Here is a 15,269-nt window from a genome sequence, read left to right as displayed (position 1 = left end):
ACATGACCCACAGCACCGGCACCCTCTACATCATTTCCGCGCCCTCGGGCGCCGGCAAGACCAGCCTGGTCAAGGCACTGATCGATGCCGAACCGCAGATCCGCGTCTCGGTCTCGCACACTACCCGCGCCATGCGTCCGGGCGAAGTGAATGGTGTGAACTATCACTTCGTCGACCGCGAAGAGTTCGTGAAGATGGCCGAACACGGCGACTTCCTGGAGCGCGCCGAAGTTTTCGGCAACCTTTATGGTACTTCGCAAAGTTACTTGCAGCAGACCCTGGACGAAGGTCACGACCTGATCCTGGAAATCGACTGGCAAGGCGCCGAGCAGGTGCGCAAGCTGATGCCCCAGGCTCGTTCGATCTTTATCCTGCCGCCAAGCCAGCAAGCCTTGCGCCAGCGCCTGACCAACCGTGGCCAGGACAGCGACGACATCATCGAGGGCCGGATGCGCGAAGCGGTCAGCGAGATGAGTCACTACGTCGACTATGATTACCTGATCATCAACGACGATTTCGCCCACGCGCTGGACGACCTGAAGGCGATTTTCCGCGCCAGCCAGCTGCAGCAGAAACGCCAACAGCAACGTTTCGGCAAATTATTGGCCGAATTGTTGGGCTGAACAGCCCTTCCCAAAACCGCTGCGACGGCTTTACATTGGTAGTCGCAGCGCGCCGAGGGGTTTGGTTAAAAAATCAGCGCTTCCCTAAACGCTGGTGTTTTTTTAAACTGTCGAGTCCGCTCGCCCAACCGGGCAGCGCGCATATTGCATTCGCTCCGAGGAATACCATGGCCCGCGTAACCGTTGAAGACTGCCTAGAACACGTGGAAAACCGCTTTGAGCTGGTCATGCTCTCTACCAAGCGTGCCCGTCAACTGGCCACCGGCGGCAAAGAGCCATTGGTCCAGTGGGAAAACGACAAGCCTACAGTAGTAGCGCTGCGTGAAATCGCCGAGGGCCTGATGAGCTACGAGTTCATCGCCAACGCTGAAATCGTCGAAGACGAACCGCTGTTCGCAGCGTTCGAGGACGAGTCCAACGAGGCGGTCTAAGCCTATGCCTGGTCGACGTAGCACGGCGCGGGGTCACAGCAGACGGCAGGAGTCATCATCATGCCGAGCATAGACGCCCTCGCCGATCGCTTATCGGCCTATCTCGGCACGGACCAGGTCAACCTGGTCCGCCGAGCCTATTTCTACGCTGAACAAGCCCACGACGGCCAACGCCGCCGCAGTGGCGAGGCGTACGTCACGCATCCTCTTGCGGTGGCGAATATTCTTGCCGACATGCACATGGACCATCAGAGCCTGATGGCGGCGATGCTGCATGACGTGATCGAAGACACCGGCATTGCCAAGGAAGCGCTGCAAGCGCAGTTCGGCGAAACCGTGGCCGAACTGGTCGACGGGGTCAGCAAGCTGACCCAGATGAACTTCGAGACCAAGGCCGAGGCCCAGGCCGAGAACTTCCAGAAAATGGCCATGGCCATGGCACGCGACATTCGCGTGATCCTGGTCAAGCTCGCCGACCGCCTGCACAACATGCGCACCCTGGAAGTGCTGTCCGGCGAAAAACGCCGGCGCATCGCCAAGGAAACCCTGGAAATCTACGCACCCATCGCCAATCGCCTGGGCATGCACGCGATCCGCATCGAGTTCGAAGACCTCGGCTTCAAGGCCATGCACCCGATGCGTTCGGCGCGGATCAACCAGGCCGTCAAGCGCGCCCGGGGCAACCGCAAGGAAATCGTCAACAAGATCGAAGAATCCCTGAGCCACTGCCTGGCCATCGACGGCATCGAAGGCGAAGTCAGCGGGCGGCAGAAACACCTCTACGGCATCTACAAGAAAATGCGCGGCAAGCGTCGGGCCTTCAACGAGATCATGGACGTCTACGCGTTCCGGATCATCGTCGACAAGGTCGACACCTGCTATCGCGTGCTGGGAGCTGTACATAATTTGTACAAACCGCTGCCGGGGCGCTTCAAGGATTACATCGCGATTCCCAAGGCCAACGGCTATCAGTCGCTGCACACCACGCTGTTCGGCATGCACGGCGTACCCATCGAAATCCAGATCCGCACCCGCGAAATGGAAGAGATGGCCAACAACGGCATCGCCGCCCATTGGCTGTACAAATCCAGCGGCGACGAACAACCCAAGAGCACCCATGCCCGCGCCCGGCAGTGGGTCAAGGGTGTGCTGGAAATGCAGCAGCGCGCCGGCAACTCCCTGGAGTTCATCGAGAGCGTGAAGATCGACCTGTTCCCGGACGAGGTCTACGTCTTTACGCCCAAGGGCCGGATCATGGAGCTGCCCAAAGGCTCCACGGCCGTGGACTTTGCCTATGCGGTACACACCGACGTCGGCAACAGTTGCATCGCGTGCCGGATCAACCGCCGCCTGGCACCGTTGTCCGAACCGCTGCAAAGCGGCTCCACGGTGGAAATTGTCAGCGCCCCGGGCGCACGACCCAACCCGGCATGGCTCAATTTCGTGGTCACCGGCAAGGCCCGCACCCATATCCGTCATGCCCTGAAACTGCAACGCCGCTCCGAATCCATCAGCCTCGGTGAACGCCTGCTGAACAAGGTATTGAACGGTTTCGACAGCTCCCTGGACAAGATCCCGGCCGAGCGTGTGCAACTGATGCTCAATGAATACCGCCTCGAACTGATCGAAGACCTGCTCGAAGACATCGGCCTGGGCAATCGCATGGCCTACGTCGTTGCCCGTCGGCTGCTCGGTGAAGGCGAACAGTTGCCAAGCCCCGAAGGTCCGCTGGCGATTCGCGGCACCGAGGGCCTGGTGCTCAGTTATGCCAAGTGCTGTACGCCGATCCCGGGCGACCCGATTGTCGGCCATTTGTCCGCCGGCAAAGGGATGGTGGTGCACCTGGACAACTGCCGCAACATCAGCGAAATCCGTCATAACCCGGAAAAATGCATCCAGCTCTCCTGGGCCAAGGATGTCACCGGCGAATTCAACGTCGAGCTGCGGGTCGAGCTGGAACACCAGCGTGGCCTGATCGCGCTGCTGGCCAGCAGCGTCAATGCCGCCGACGGCAATATCGAAAAAATCAGCATGGACGAACGCGATGGCCGCATCAGCGTCGTTCAATTGGTAGTCAGCGTACACGACCGTGTGCACCTGGCCCGCGTGATCAAGAAACTGCGCGCCCTGACCGGCGTTATCCGCATCACCCGGATGCGCGCGTAGCCCATTCGTTATCAGGAGTCATTCATGACCAAGACTGTTATCACCAGCGACAAGGCCCCGGCCGCCATCGGTACTTATTCCCAGGCGATCAAGGCCGGCAACACCGTGTACATGTCGGGCCAGATTCCACTGGACCCCAAGACCATGGAGCTGGTGGAAGGCTTCGAAGCCCAGACCGTGCAGGTGTTCGAAAACCTCAAGGCCGTGGCTGAGGCCGCCGGTGGTTCGTTCAAGGACATCGTCAAGCTGAACATCTTCCTCACCGACCTGAGCCACTTCGCCAAGGTCAACGAGGTGATGGGCAAGTACTTCGACCAGCCTTACCCTGCCCGCGCCGCCATCGGCGTGGCCGCCCTGCCCAAGGGCGCTCAGGTTGAGATGGATGCCATCCTGGTCATCGAGTAATAAGGCCGGCGCAGCCTCCCCTGCTGCGCCGTTTTCGTTCTGAAAGGATTCCACCATGCGCAAAGCGCTTGCTCTCTCGCTGGCTGCCCTGCTTCTGGGCGGTTGCGCCAGCGACCCTGCCGACCGTGACATCAGCGGCACCTGGATCAACCAGGCAGCCATCGACGCTGCCGCCAAGGGCGGCCCGCTTCGCGAAGCGCTGCAGGGCTACGGCCCGAACCTGGAATGGGACGTCAACACCCGGGCCGGTCAGGCGCGCTACACCAACGGCTTTGAAAACGTCGAAGGCAAGTTGCTGGGCGAAGAAGACGGCGCCTGGAAAGTCGATTTCTACGGCAGCTCCGCCAGCGAACTCAAGCGCGATGGCGACCAGTTAAGCCAGGCCGCCACCGAGAACGAACCGCAGCAGGTGTTCGACCGGGCGTCAGTCCAGGCACCCGCAGGTGCGCCGATCGGCGCCAGTTTCGAGCGAGCGCTGTATACCGCCTACCTGGGTGGCACCTGGAGCATCGTCAACGGCCCCGGCCAGGGCGCCAGCGTGCAATTCCAGCCCGACGGCCAGGTCAGCGGGCTGCCGGGCGCCGATCGTTACGCCTTGTGCCTGGCCGGCGATTGCGCCTCCATGAGCGGTGGCAACGACAACATCTGGTTGCAGCAGAACGGCCAGGGCAACACCTGGATCTTTGCCCGCGACGGCAAGCGGCTGGAGATTTTCCAGACCGTCAACGCCGCGCTGGCCGATGAAATGCCGTCGTTCACGCCGGGGACTCGGCAATGGGTGCTGGAAAAGCAGTAAGGGATAGGGCGCCTCGAAATAAATGTACGGGCGCCCCACGCCGGTAAAGGTTCACACGCGAGAGGGGACAGGCTTTCTTCTGCCCAGGCGGATCAGCTCATTGGAGAAACACAGCCCAATGATGATCAGCAGTGCGCCCGGGTACAGGCTTTCGCGTGGCACCTCATTGAGCACAACAAATGCCAGCAGTGCGGCGAACAGCGGCTCGGTCAGCTCCAAGGCTTGCACCTGGGATGGCTTGAGGTACTCGATTGCCTTGGTGGTGCAAAAAAAGCCGAGGATGGTCGGCAGCGCGGCCAGCGCCAGCAGTGCGGCAATCGCCCAGGGCGACAGCTCACCGATCACGAAGCCGTCGGCCGAAGCCGGCATCAGCAAGTACAGGCTGCCGAAGAACAGCAACTGACGAGTGAAGTGCAGCCCACCGGACACGCCCATCCGTTTCATGGCTACCGAAAACGCCCCATAGCCGCAGCCCGCCATGGACGCGAGCGCAACGCCTTGGAGCGTGAAGCCCTGCCGCAGATCGGCGCCAAAGATCACCGCGATTCCGGCGATCGCCAAGGCGGCGCCCACAGTGGCGTTCGCGGTGATCGCATCCTTGAGGATTATGCGTCCGAGCACAATCGAGGAAATGGAAGCACTGGCCATCAGCATCACGACTACACCCGCCGCAGCGTAATGCCGATAGGCAGCCGTTTCGAAGTGGAACAGCACAAAGATACCGAGAAACGCGCAGATCGCCGCCTGGGTCCATTTGGCCGTCGTCGCCGGACGCTTGATAAACAGCAGCAAGGCCGAGAGCAGCAGACAACCCAGGACGGTCTTTATGACGGCGACACTGCTGGCGGTGAAGCCATTGCTCATGAGCACTTTGCTGAGCACGCCTATCGTGGCGTTAAGTGCGGCGGCGGAGAGTGCAAAGATAACGCCTTTGCTGAAACTGGCTTGCATTGATGACGGTCCTTGTCGCGGTTAGGTCGTTCGATCGGATGTTGGCCCACATCGACGACGCAAAAGATGATTGAAACGGTTGCGAGTGGCCTTCGGATCACTCCTGGTTTCGGCAAGCAACGGATAATGCTCGGCGAGCTTGATGAACCAAGTCAAGACGTGGAAGGTACTCAGGACGGTAAGAGCCCATAGAGATCTAGCCCTTGGCGCCGAACACTATCATCGAGCACATGCCGAGCAGGCCCGTGTCAGCTGCGCCCTTCCAGAATCGCCGCATACCCCTGGCGAAAACTCGGATACCGCGGCGTCCAGCCCAAGGCCTTCGCCCGGGCATTGCTGCAGCGCTTGCTGCCGGCACGACGCACGCTGGCGTCTTCGGCCCACTGGGTGACGCCCATGTATTCACGCAACCAGCCCACCACCTCGGCCAGCGGCGCAGGGGCGTCGTCGACGCCGATGTAGCAATCGTCCAGCATCTGGCCCTGGCGATCGGCCTCCAGCAGGAACGCCAGCAAGCCGGCCGCATCGTCGGCGTGGATGCGATTGGCGTACAGCGGCGGGTCGATCACGACGCGATACCCTTGGCGCACCTGGCTCAGCAACCATTCCCGACCCGGCCCATAGATGCCGGTCAGGCGCACGCGGCTGGCCGGGATGCCACTGCCCAAGGCCACTTGCTCGGCTTCGAGCATCAGGCGACCGGAATAGCCGCTGGCCACGGTTGGCGAGGTTTCATCCACCCATTCGCCCAGCTGTTGCCCATAAACACTGCTGCTGGACACAAACAGCAGACGCTTGGGCTGCTGCCCATGCTGCTTCAACCAGCCCAACACATGCTGCAACCCTTCGACATAAGCCGAGCGATAGCCCGCTTCGTCATGGTCGGTGGCCGCGGCGCTGTACACCAGGTAATCCAACGAACCGGTGGGCCAATCGGCCGGGCATTGCTCGCTGAACAAATCCCCCGCCACGCCGATGACGCCGGCCGGCAGGCTCGAAACCGTACGCCGCAGGCCATGGACTTGCCAATGTGCGGCCAATAACTGACGGGCCAGGCGGCCACCGATATCACCGCAGCCGGCGATCAAAACAGAAGGCGCGGACATCAAGAATTCCTCTGGCAAAGCCGCAGACTAGCCTCCGAGGGGGACGGGCGGCTAGCCATCGCACAAAAAAAGTAACTGTATTACTTTTGTTAACAAGAATTACTTGCAATAATGCCCGCCAGTTTTGTTCTCGGCCCCCGAGGCCTGGAAGAACATCAACCTTCTTTTTTCTCTCAGGTCCGGCCAGCATGAAACGCTCTCTATCCCCCGCTTCGCCAACCAATCGACCTCGTGCCTGGGGCACGGTAGCCGCCCTGCTATTCAGCCTGCTGCTGGCACCTGCCGCCGCGTTCGCCGATGCACAGGCGCCCGCCACGACCCCGGCCACCGCACCGGCTGCTGCCCAGGCACCGGCCGACCCGGCCGCTCCCGTTGCAACGCCGGTCGCCACCGACCCGGCCCAAGCCGTCGAAGCCGACGCACCTCAAGTGCTCGAAGCCGACAACTCCCTGGGCATGGCCCACGACCTGTCGCCATGGGGCATGTACAAGAACGCCGACATCATCGTGAAAATCGTGATGATCGGCCTGGCCATCGCCTCGATCATCACCTGGACTATCTGGATTGCCAAAGGCTTCGAGCTGCTGGGTGCCAAGCGTCGCTTGCGTGGTGAAATCGCCGCCCTGAAAAAAGCCACCACCCTCAAGGAAGCCAGCGCCACCGCCGCGAAGGCAGGCACTCTTGCCAACCTGCTCGTGCATGACGCACTCGAAGAGATGCGCCTGTCGGCCAACAGCCGCGAGAAAGAAGGCATCAAGGAACGCGTGAGCTTCCGCCTCGAACGCCTGGTCGCCGCCTGCGGTCGCAACATGAGCAGCGGCACCGGCGTGCTTGCCACCATCGGCTCTACCGCGCCATTCGTCGGTCTGTTCGGCACCGTGTGGGGCATCATGAACAGCTTCATCGGCATCGCCAAGACCCAGACCACCAACCTCGCCGTCGTCGCACCCGGCATCGCCGAAGCCTTGCTGGCAACGGCCTTGGGCCTGGTCGCAGCGATCCCGGCCGTCGTGATCTACAACGTCTTCGCCCGCTCCATTGCCGGCTACAAGGCCCAGGTCTCCGACGCCTCGGCTGAAGTCCTGTTGCTGGTCAGCCGCGACCTCGACCACCTGCCGCCCGAGCGCAGCTCGCAACCGCACATGGTGAAAGTGGGGTAATCGGCCATGGGCCTGCATTTGAAAGAAGGCGCAGACGACGATCTGGCCGAGAACCACGAAATCAACGTCACGCCGTTCATCGACGTGATGCTGGTGCTGTTGATCATCTTCATGGTGGCCGCCCCGCTTGCCACCGTGGACATCAAGGTTGACCTGCCGGCGTCGACGGCCAAGCCTTCGCCACGGCCGGAGAAACCGGTGTTCCTCAGCGTCAAGGCCGACCAGCGCCTGTTCCTGGGCGAAGAAGAGGTCAAGGCCGAAACCCTTGGCGCGACCCTCGACGCCAAGACCCAAGGCAAGAAAGACACGACGATCTTCTTCCAGGCCGACAAAGGCGTGGACTACGGCGACCTGATGAGCGTGATGGACGCGCTGCGGGGCGCTGGCTACCTGAAGGTCGGCCTGGTCGGACTCGAGACGGCGCGGCAGAAATGATCACGACGCGCCAAAAGCTGACGCGTTACAGCGGTAGCCTGGCAGTGGTGCTGGGCGTGCATGCGCTCGCCATCGCCCTGGCGTTGAACTGGACATCGCGCCCGCCCATCGAATTGCCTCCCCAGGCGATGATGGTCGAGCTGGCGCCGGTACCAGCCCCGCCGCCGCCGGCACCGCCAAAAGTCGTCACACCGCCGCAACCTCCCGAGCCGGTCGAAGAATTGCCTCTGCCCAAGCTTGCCGAAGCGCCGAAGCCGGAGATTTCCGTGCCCAAGCCGGTCAAGCCCAAGCCAAAGCCGCAACCGCCCAAACCCAAACCGGTGGAGAAAAAGCCCGAGCCGCCGAAGGAACAGCCGTCGGAGCAGAAGCCCAGCGACACCCCGCCAACCCAGTCAGTGGCCGAGAAGTCCGCGCAACCGGCTCCTGGCCCGTCACCTGCACAATCGGCTGCCAAGGCCAACTGGCAGGGCACGCTGCTGGCGCACCTGGGCAAGTACAAGAAGTACCCGCCCAGGGCCCAGCAGATGAACAAGGAAGGCATGAACCGCCTGCGCTTCGTGGTGGATGCCGAAGGTAACGTGCTGTCATTCGAACTGGTGGGCAGCTCCGGCACGGACTCCCTGGACCGGGCCACCCTGGAAATGATCCGCCGCGCCCAACCGCTGCCCAAGCCGCCGGCGGAGCTGCTGACCAACGGCACCATCGAACTGACGGCACCGTTTGTGTACTCCATCGACAAGCGCCGGCGCTGACTGAACCTGGCAACCCGGTAGCAGGTGAATCCTGTGGCGAGGGAGCTTGCTCCCGCTGGACTGCGCAGCAGGCCGTGGCCCGATCAACACGATCTGCCTGATACGGCGCATTCGCTGGTTTTGGGGCCGCTTCGCGGCCCAGCGGGAGCAAGCTCCCTCGCCACAATAAGTACAACCGGCAGGAAGGCATCGAAAGATGCCTTTTTCATATTCGGCAACGCCCCAACAGACATTGGACAGTGTCACACCGCCCCCCCAGTCTGATAACGTGCGTCTATCGATTGCAGCCGGTATGCTTGGCTCGCAACTTCACGGACGCTCGCCATGACCCTCACAGAATTACGCTACATCGTGACCCTCGCCCAAGAGCAGCATTTCGGCCATGCGGCCGAGCGTTGCCACGTCAGCCAGCCGACGCTGTCGGTGGGCGTGAAAAAGCTTGAAGACGAACTCGGTGTGCTGATTTTCGAGCGCAGCAAAAGCGCCGTGCGCCTGACTCCAGTGGGCGAAGGCATCGTGGCCCAGGCGCAAAAGGTCCTGGAGCAGGCCCAGGGTATTCGCGAACTGGCCCAGGCCGGCAAGAACCAACTGACCGCCCCGCTGAAAGTCGGCGCGATCTACACCGTCGGCCCGTACCTGTTCCCGCACCTGATTCCGCAACTGCACCGGGTCGCCCCGCAGATGCCGTTGTACATCGAAGAAAACTTCACCCATGTGCTGCGCGACAAGCTGCGCAACGGCGAGCTGGACGCGATCATCATCGCCCTGCCATTCAACGAAGCCGACGTCCTGACCCTGCCGCTCTACGACGAACCGTTCTACGTCCTGATGCCGGCCCAGCACCCCTGGACCCAGAAAAAGACCATCGATGCCGCCCAGCTCAACGACAAGAGCCTGCTGTTGCTTGGCGAAGGCCACTGCTTCCGCGACCAGGTGCTCGAAGCCTGCCCGACCCTAACCAAGGGCAACGAAGGCGCCAAGCACACCACGGTGGAGTCCAGCTCCCTGGAAACCATCCGTCACATGGTCGCGTCGGGCCTGGGTATTTCGATCCTGCCGCTGTCGGCGGTGGACAGCCATCATTACTCCCCGGGCGTGATCGAAGTCCGCCCGCTGACGCCGCCCGTGCCGTTCCGCACCGTGGCCATCGCCTGGCGCGCCAGTTTCCCGCGGCCCAAGGCCATCGAAATCCTAGCCGACTCGATCCGCCTGTGCTCCGTGGCCAAGCCGCCCGCTGGCAAGTAAGCCGCTCTCATGACTGAGCTGTCGAAAGTGCCGGTCACCACACTCAAGGGTGTCGGTGAAGCCATGGCCGAAAAACTGGCCAAGGTCGGCCTGGAAAACCTCCAGGACCTGCTGTTTCACCTGCCGTTGCGCTATCAGGACCGCACCCGCGTGGTGCCCATCGGCCATCTACGCCCGGGACAGGATGCGGTGATCGAAGGCACCGTCAGCGGCGCCGACGTGGTCATGGGTCGCCGTCGCAGCCTGGTGGTGCGCTTGCAGGATGGCACCGGCGGGCTCAGCCTGCGCTTCTATCATTTCAGCAATGCGCAAAAGGAGGGCCTCAAGCGCGGCACCCGTGTGCGCTGCTACGGCGAGGCGCGGCCCGGGGCTTCGGGGCTGGAGATCTATCACCCGGAATACCGCGCCATCACCGGTGACGAACCGCCGCCGGTGGACGAAACCCTGACCCCGGTCTACCCCCTCACCGAAGGCCTGACCCAACAACGCCTGCGCCAGCTCTGCCAGCAAACCCTGACCCTGCTCGGCCCCAGCAGCCTGCCCGACTGGCTGCCCACGGAACTGGCCCGGGATTACCACTTGGCCCCCCTGGCCGATGCGATCCGCTACTTGCACCATCCGCCCGCCGATGCCGACGTGGACGAACTCGCCGTCGGCCATCACTGGGCCCAGCATCGTCTGGCGTTCGAAGAGCTGCTGACCCATCAACTGTCCCAACAACGCCTGCGCGAAAGCCTGCGTTCCCTGCGCGCCCCAGCCATGCCCAAGGCCAGGGATCTGCCGGCCCGCTACCTGGCCAACCTCGGGTTCACCCCCACAGGCGCCCAGCAACGGGTCGGCAACGAAATCGCCTACGACCTGAGCCAGCCCGAGCCGATGCTGCGGTTGATCCAGGGCGATGTCGGCGCCGGCAAGACCGTGGTCGCCGCCCTCGCCGCGCTCCAGGCCCTGGAAGCGGGGTATCAAGTGGCGCTGATGGCGCCCACCGAGATCCTCGCCGAACAACACTTCATCACCTTCCAGCGCTGGCTCGAACCGTTGGGCATCGAAGTCGCCTGGCTGGCCGGCAAGCTCAAGGGCAAGAACCGCGCCGCCGCCCTGGCGCAGATCGCCGAAGGGGCACCGATGGTGGTCGGCACCCACGCGTTGTTCCAGGACGAAGTGCAATTCAAGAACCTGGCCCTGGTGATCATCGATGAACAGCACCGCTTCGGCGTGCAGCAGCGCCTGGCCTTGCGGCAGAAAGGCGTGGGCGGGCGGATGTGCCCTCATCAACTGATCATGACCGCGACGCCGATCCCGCGAACCCTGGCGATGAGCGCCTACGCCGACCTCGACACCTCGATCCTCGACGAACTGCCGCCCGGCCGTACGCCGGTCAACACCGTGCTGGTGACCGATACCCGACGAGTGGAGGTGATCGAGCGCGTGCGCAGCGCCTGCGCAGAAGGGCGGCAGGCTTATTGGGTGTGCACGCTGATCGAAGAGTCGGAAGAACTGACCTGCCAGGCGGCCGAGACCACCTTTGAGGACCTCACCGCCGCCCTCGGCGAGTTGAAGGTCGGGCTGATCCACGGACGCATGAAGCCCGCCGAGAAAGCCGCCGTCATGGCTGAGTTCAAGGCCGGCGCCCTGCAACTTTTGGTTGCCACCACGGTGATCGAGGTGGGCGTCGACGTGCCCAACGCCAGCTTGATGATCATCGAAAACCCCGAGCGCCTGGGCCTGGCACAGTTGCACCAGTTGCGCGGACGCGTGGGTCGAGGCAGCGCCGCCAGCCATTGCGTCCTGCTGTATCACCCGCCACTGTCGCAGATCGGTCGCCAGCGGCTGGGGATCATGCGCGAAACCAACGACGGTTTCGTCATCGCCGAAAAAGACCTCGAATTGCGCGGCCCCGGTGAAATGCTCGGCACGCGCCAGACCGGTCTGCTTCAATTCAAGGTAGCCGACCTGATGCGCGACGCCGACCTGCTCCCCGCCGTACGCGATGCCGCCCAGGCGCTGCTGGAACGCTGGCCCGACCACGTCAGCCCGCTGCTGGATCGCTGGCTGCGCCACGGGCAGCAATACGGCCAAGTGTGAGCACGCGCTCAGTTTTCCGGACGCGCGTACCGGACAAGCTGGTTATACTGACCAACTTGTAGGAAAACGGATACAGACCATGACAGAAGCTGCCCTCGTTCCCGAATCCCCGCACGCTCCGTCTGTTATTCGGCTGTTGCTCGAGAAATTGGGCATCGGCTTTGACGAAGTGCTCGAACGCCCCGGCCTGAACCCAGCCCGCAAAGTACAGGCAGTGTTGCTGCACGATGCCGTTGGCGCGCTGATGGTGCTGTTTCCGCAAAGCCAACTGCTGGACCTCAACCGCCTGGCCGAACTCACCGGCCGCAAACTCACGGCAGTGCCTACCGACCGCCTGGAGCGCATGCTCGGTAAACACAGCCTGAGCCTGCTGCCCGGTCTGCCGGCGCTGACCAGTTCACCCTGCCTGTACGAAGAAAGCCTGCTGCGTGAGCCAAAGCTGCTGATCAACTCGGGCGAGCCGGGACTGCTGCTGGAAGTCACCAGCGAAGCGTTCAAGACCATGCTCACCAAGGCCAGCGCCGCAACGTTCGGCGAAGCCGTGAGCAACATCACCCCAAACCTGGACCGCCCACACGACGACCGCGCGGAAATCACCCAGGCCGTACAGGCGTTCACCGCCCGGCGTATCCAGCAACGGCTGGAAGAAACCATCGAGATCCCGCCGCTGGCCGAAACCGCTCAGAAAATCATCAAGCTGCGGGTCGACCCAGACGCGACCATCGATGACATCACCGGCGTCGTCGAAACCGACCCGGCCCTGGCCGCGCAAGTGGTGAGCTGGGCCGCATCGCCCTACTACGCCTCGCCTGGCAAGATTCGTTCAGTGGAAGACGCCATCGTCCGGGTGCTGGGCTTCGACCTGGTGATCAACCTGGCGCTGGGCCTGGCCCTGGGCAAGACCCTGAGCCTGCCTAAAGACCACCCGCAACACACCACGCCGTACTGGCACCAGTCGATCTACACCGCCGCCGTCATCGAAGGCCTGACCCGCGCCATGCCCCGGGCCCAGCGCCCCGAAGGCGGCCTGACCTACCTGTCCGGCCTGCTGCATAACTTCGGCTACCTGCTGCTGGCCCACGTGTTCCCGCCGCACTTCTCGCTGATCTGCCGGCACCTGGAGGTCAACCCGCACCTGTGCCACAGCTACGTGGAACAGCACCTGCTGGGCATCAGTCGCGAGCAGATCGGCGCCTGGCTGATGCGCTACTGGGACATGCCCGACGAACTGGCCACCGCCCTGCGCTTCCAGCACGACCCGCACTACGACGGCGAATACGCCGCCTACCCGAACCTGGTGTGCCTGGCCGTACGCCTGCTGCGCTCGCGAGGGATCGGCTCCGGCCCGGACGAGGAAATTCCCGATGCTTTGCTCGAGCGTGTAGGACTGTCTCGAGACAAGGTCAATGACGTGGTCAGCAAGGTGCTTGAAGCCGAAGTGCTGCTGCGCGAACTGGCTTCGCAGTTCAGCCACTGACCACCGGCTGATCGATGAGCTTGTGGTGAGGGAGCCACCGCCACGTCTTCGACGCTGCGCTGTCGCGCAGGGAACTAGAACGACGTCCACGAGATATCTGTTTTTGATCGTTCCCACGCTCCGCGTCACGTTTCAGAAGCGGAACGCTCCTGTTCCCCTAGCGGCATGCAGGGGAACAGGAGCGATAAGGATGTCATTCAAACCCGTCTTTCTGACGGGGCATAGCCCGCGTCGCGTATAACTAACCCAGATAGCGAAGGACCCAATTGTTATTTCTGTCAAAGCCCGAACCGCTTACAACGATCCGTCTATCATCCATGTCTGCCATATCTGACGGGGGTCTAGCCCGGTCAGGCCCAGCATAAACAACAAAGCCTTGCCCGTCGTTGAATTCCGAATCTAAAGTGCCATCATCACGATAACAAGCGGTCAGCGTACCACCGTCATGCAACTCATTGCTCCCAAATCCGACAGCGATTATTGAACCATCATTACGCGCATTGCAGTTGGACCACCAAAAACTCCCGTAAGAAAACTTAGAATACAGCGGTTGTCCTTCGTTAAATAGCGGATCGTAATACCCATCACCGTCGAGCACCACCATAAAGCCGCTGTAATTCCCGCCACCAGCAACATAGCCTGCCAGTACTATTCTTTCAGTCCCATCTTGCCTCATATTCACTGCAACAGAGCCGAGCCTGGAGTCGGCATTTGTGGGAATTACTACTGGCGCACCATTGTTGAATGCCGCATCCGGACGACCTGAATTATCAAAACGTACTATAAACGCCCCCCGATACGTATCATCGCCATATACGCCAGTTGCCACCACGCGTCCATCCGACTGAACGGCGAATCCTCCGCGCAAAAGCCACTGATATTCGACGCCAGGAAGTTCGACAATTGCTCTGCCCCCATTAAAATTTTCATCAAAAGAACCATCGGACTTCAGGCGATTCACCACAACCCTGGCTCGCCCAAAGAAATCAATCTCGTCGATTAAAACTATGTTGCCGACTGGATCTTCTAACGCAGAGTACCGCCTTCCTCCCTGCGCTCTTCCTAATGGTTCATCATTTACTTGCAGGCTTCCAGCCCCTTCGCTTTGTTGCGAACGATTCGAGCCTAAAATCCTGACCACACCGTTATTTCCGAAGGTGGTATTGAAAGTACCGTCCGAGCGCAACTTTATTATTATGCTATATATATTCCCATTTTCCGGGTATCTAAAGCGAACCAGCGCGCCTCCATCCGCAAGGGCATTAATACCACTCAAAGCCTCACCTGACATAAAAGGCAGCTCAGTGTAACCGGCTCCCGAATCACCGAAATTGGTATCGAGTGTCCCGTCTTCATTTAAACGCACAACCACCACCGGCGCCCTTACTCCTAATAACGGCATGATAGCAAGCAGCTTATTGTCCGGAAGAGCGCAAAGCGCCGACACGTTGTTTGCGCTGATTTCCGGTATCGGAACGAGGAGTACTCCATCGGTGCCAAAAGATGGATCAAGGGTGCCTGGCTTTAAATTTTTACTTGGAGTAATCATGGCATTGCTTCCACTAAAAATGATGCCCACATTGACATCAAACCAAATGAAAACCTAAACCAAGCACTTACACACCTGTCAGAGTTAA

At 61.5% G+C, this 15,269-nt stretch carries 14 protein-coding genes; 11 read left to right on the top strand and 3 right to left on the bottom strand.

The window, feature by feature from the left end:
• Positions 1–2 precede the first annotated feature (2 nt).
• The 5 genes from gmk (at position 3) to BLO97_RS04310 (ending at position 4,421) form a co-directional block, all read left to right on the top strand.
• Positions 3–623 (top strand): guanylate kinase, encoded by a 621-nt coding sequence (gene gmk, locus BLO97_RS04330; protein WP_003206877.1) that lies wholly within the window; start codon positions 3–5, stop codon positions 621–623.
• Positions 624–790: 167 nt separating this feature from the next.
• Positions 791–1,054, top strand: a complete 264-nt coding sequence (gene rpoZ / locus BLO97_RS04325; protein ID WP_003177259.1) for a DNA-directed RNA polymerase subunit omega — start codon at positions 791–793, stop codon at positions 1,052–1,054.
• 60 nt (positions 1,055–1,114) lie between these two features.
• The gene (gene spoT / locus BLO97_RS04320; protein WP_063323797.1) at positions 1,115–3,220 is read left to right on the top strand and encodes a bifunctional GTP diphosphokinase/guanosine-3',5'-bis pyrophosphate 3'-pyrophosphohydrolase; all 2,106 of its coding nucleotides are present in this window, start codon (positions 1,115–1,117) and stop codon (positions 3,218–3,220) included.
• A gap of 24 nt (positions 3,221–3,244) precedes the next feature.
• Complete coding sequence (locus BLO97_RS04315; RefSeq protein ID WP_003206880.1) at positions 3,245–3,625, top strand: RidA family protein; 381 nt, start codon at positions 3,245–3,247, stop codon at positions 3,623–3,625.
• Positions 3,626–3,680: 55 nt separating this feature from the next.
• Positions 3,681–4,421 carry a hypothetical protein gene (locus tag BLO97_RS04310; protein WP_092345144.1) on the top strand — a complete coding sequence of 247 codons (741 nt, stop codon included), beginning with the start codon at positions 3,681–3,683 and terminating at the stop codon, positions 4,419–4,421.
• 51 nt (positions 4,422–4,472) lie between these two features.
• Here BLO97_RS04310 and BLO97_RS04305 read toward each other — a convergent pair whose 3' ends face one another.
• Both BLO97_RS04305 and BLO97_RS04300 read right to left on the bottom strand, forming a co-directional pair.
• Entirely contained in the window at positions 4,473–5,372 is a 900-nt protein-coding gene (locus BLO97_RS04305) for a DMT family transporter (RefSeq protein ID WP_063323795.1), read from the bottom strand.
• Between the two features lie 248 nt (positions 5,373–5,620).
• A complete protein-coding gene (locus BLO97_RS04300; RefSeq protein WP_092221252.1) occupies positions 5,621–6,478 on the bottom strand; it encodes an SDR family oxidoreductase in 858 nt (285 codons plus the stop codon).
• 188 nt (positions 6,479–6,666) lie between these two features.
• Here BLO97_RS04300 and exbB point away from each other — a divergent pair, with 188 nt between their 5' ends.
• The 6 genes from exbB (at position 6,667) to BLO97_RS04270 (ending at position 13,632) form a co-directional block, all read left to right on the top strand.
• Positions 6,667–7,638, top strand: coding sequence for a tonB-system energizer ExbB (exbB, locus tag BLO97_RS04295; protein WP_092148307.1), 972 nt, complete (start codon positions 6,667–6,669; stop codon positions 7,636–7,638).
• A gap of 6 nt (positions 7,639–7,644) precedes the next feature.
• Complete coding sequence (gene exbD, locus BLO97_RS04290) at positions 7,645–8,073, top strand: TonB system transport protein ExbD (protein WP_063323792.1); 429 nt, start codon at positions 7,645–7,647, stop codon at positions 8,071–8,073.
• The gene (locus BLO97_RS04285) at positions 8,070–8,825 is read left to right on the top strand and encodes an energy transducer TonB (protein WP_063323791.1); all 756 of its coding nucleotides are present in this window, start codon (positions 8,070–8,072) and stop codon (positions 8,823–8,825) included. Before exbD ends, BLO97_RS04285 begins: the two co-directional genes overlap by 4 nt.
• Positions 8,826–9,149: 324 nt before the next feature.
• Positions 9,150–10,070, top strand: coding sequence for a hydrogen peroxide-inducible genes activator (locus BLO97_RS04280; protein WP_063323790.1), 921 nt, complete (start codon positions 9,150–9,152; stop codon positions 10,068–10,070).
• A gap of 9 nt (positions 10,071–10,079) precedes the next feature.
• Positions 10,080–12,155: an ATP-dependent DNA helicase RecG gene (gene recG / locus BLO97_RS04275; protein ID WP_092345142.1), complete on the top strand. Its 2,076-nt coding sequence runs from the start codon at positions 10,080–10,082 to the stop codon at positions 12,153–12,155.
• Positions 12,156–12,234: 79 nt separating this feature from the next.
• A complete protein-coding gene (locus BLO97_RS04270) occupies positions 12,235–13,632 on the top strand; it encodes an aminoacyl-tRNA deacylase and HDOD domain-containing protein (protein ID WP_092345140.1) in 1,398 nt (465 codons plus the stop codon).
• A 241-nt stretch (positions 13,633–13,873) separates the two neighbouring features.
• Here BLO97_RS04270 and BLO97_RS04265 read toward each other — a convergent pair whose 3' ends face one another.
• Positions 13,874–15,181, bottom strand: coding sequence for an NHL repeat-containing protein (locus BLO97_RS04265; protein WP_092345138.1), 1,308 nt, complete (start codon positions 15,179–15,181; stop codon positions 13,874–13,876).
• Between the last annotated feature and the right edge of the window lie 88 nt (positions 15,182–15,269).

Source organism: Pseudomonas sp. NFACC05-1, assembly GCF_900100135.1.
Lineage (GTDB): Bacteria > Pseudomonadota > Gammaproteobacteria > Pseudomonadales > Pseudomonadaceae > Aquipseudomonas > Aquipseudomonas fluorescens_Q.
The sequence above is the reverse complement of the archived record's forward strand: the minus strand, read 5'-3'. Positions and strand labels throughout refer to the sequence as shown.

Excerpts from the sequence above, each read along its gene's own strand:
- rpoZ (WP_003177259.1), top strand. The coding sequence starts at position 791 with ATGGCCCGCGTAACCGTTGAAGACTGCCTAGAACACGTGGAAAACCGC.
- exbD (WP_063323792.1), top strand. The coding sequence starts at position 7,645 with ATGGGCCTGCATTTGAAAGAAGGCGCAGACGACGATCTGGCCGAGAAC.
- exbB (WP_092148307.1), top strand. The coding sequence starts at position 6,667 with ATGAAACGCTCTCTATCCCCCGCTTCGCCAACCAATCGACCTCGTGCC.
- gmk (WP_003206877.1), top strand. The coding sequence starts at position 3 with ATGACCCACAGCACCGGCACCCTCTACATCATTTCCGCGCCCTCGGGC.
- spoT (WP_063323797.1), top strand. The coding sequence starts at position 1,115 with ATGCCGAGCATAGACGCCCTCGCCGATCGCTTATCGGCCTATCTCGGC.
- BLO97_RS04300 (WP_092221252.1), bottom strand. The coding sequence starts at position 6,478 with ATGTCCGCGCCTTCTGTTTTGATCGCCGGCTGCGGTGATATCGGTGGC.
- BLO97_RS04270 (WP_092345140.1), top strand. The coding sequence starts at position 12,235 with ATGACAGAAGCTGCCCTCGTTCCCGAATCCCCGCACGCTCCGTCTGTT.
- recG (WP_092345142.1), top strand. The coding sequence starts at position 10,080 with ATGACTGAGCTGTCGAAAGTGCCGGTCACCACACTCAAGGGTGTCGGT.
- BLO97_RS04265 (WP_092345138.1), bottom strand. The coding sequence starts at position 15,181 with ATGATTACTCCAAGTAAAAATTTAAAGCCAGGCACCCTTGATCCATCT.
- BLO97_RS04305 (WP_063323795.1), bottom strand. The coding sequence starts at position 5,372 with ATGCAAGCCAGTTTCAGCAAAGGCGTTATCTTTGCACTCTCCGCCGCC.
- BLO97_RS04280 (WP_063323790.1), top strand. The coding sequence starts at position 9,150 with ATGACCCTCACAGAATTACGCTACATCGTGACCCTCGCCCAAGAGCAG.
- BLO97_RS04315 (WP_003206880.1), top strand. The coding sequence starts at position 3,245 with ATGACCAAGACTGTTATCACCAGCGACAAGGCCCCGGCCGCCATCGGT.
- BLO97_RS04285 (WP_063323791.1), top strand. The coding sequence starts at position 8,070 with ATGATCACGACGCGCCAAAAGCTGACGCGTTACAGCGGTAGCCTGGCA.
- BLO97_RS04310 (WP_092345144.1), top strand. The coding sequence starts at position 3,681 with ATGCGCAAAGCGCTTGCTCTCTCGCTGGCTGCCCTGCTTCTGGGCGGT.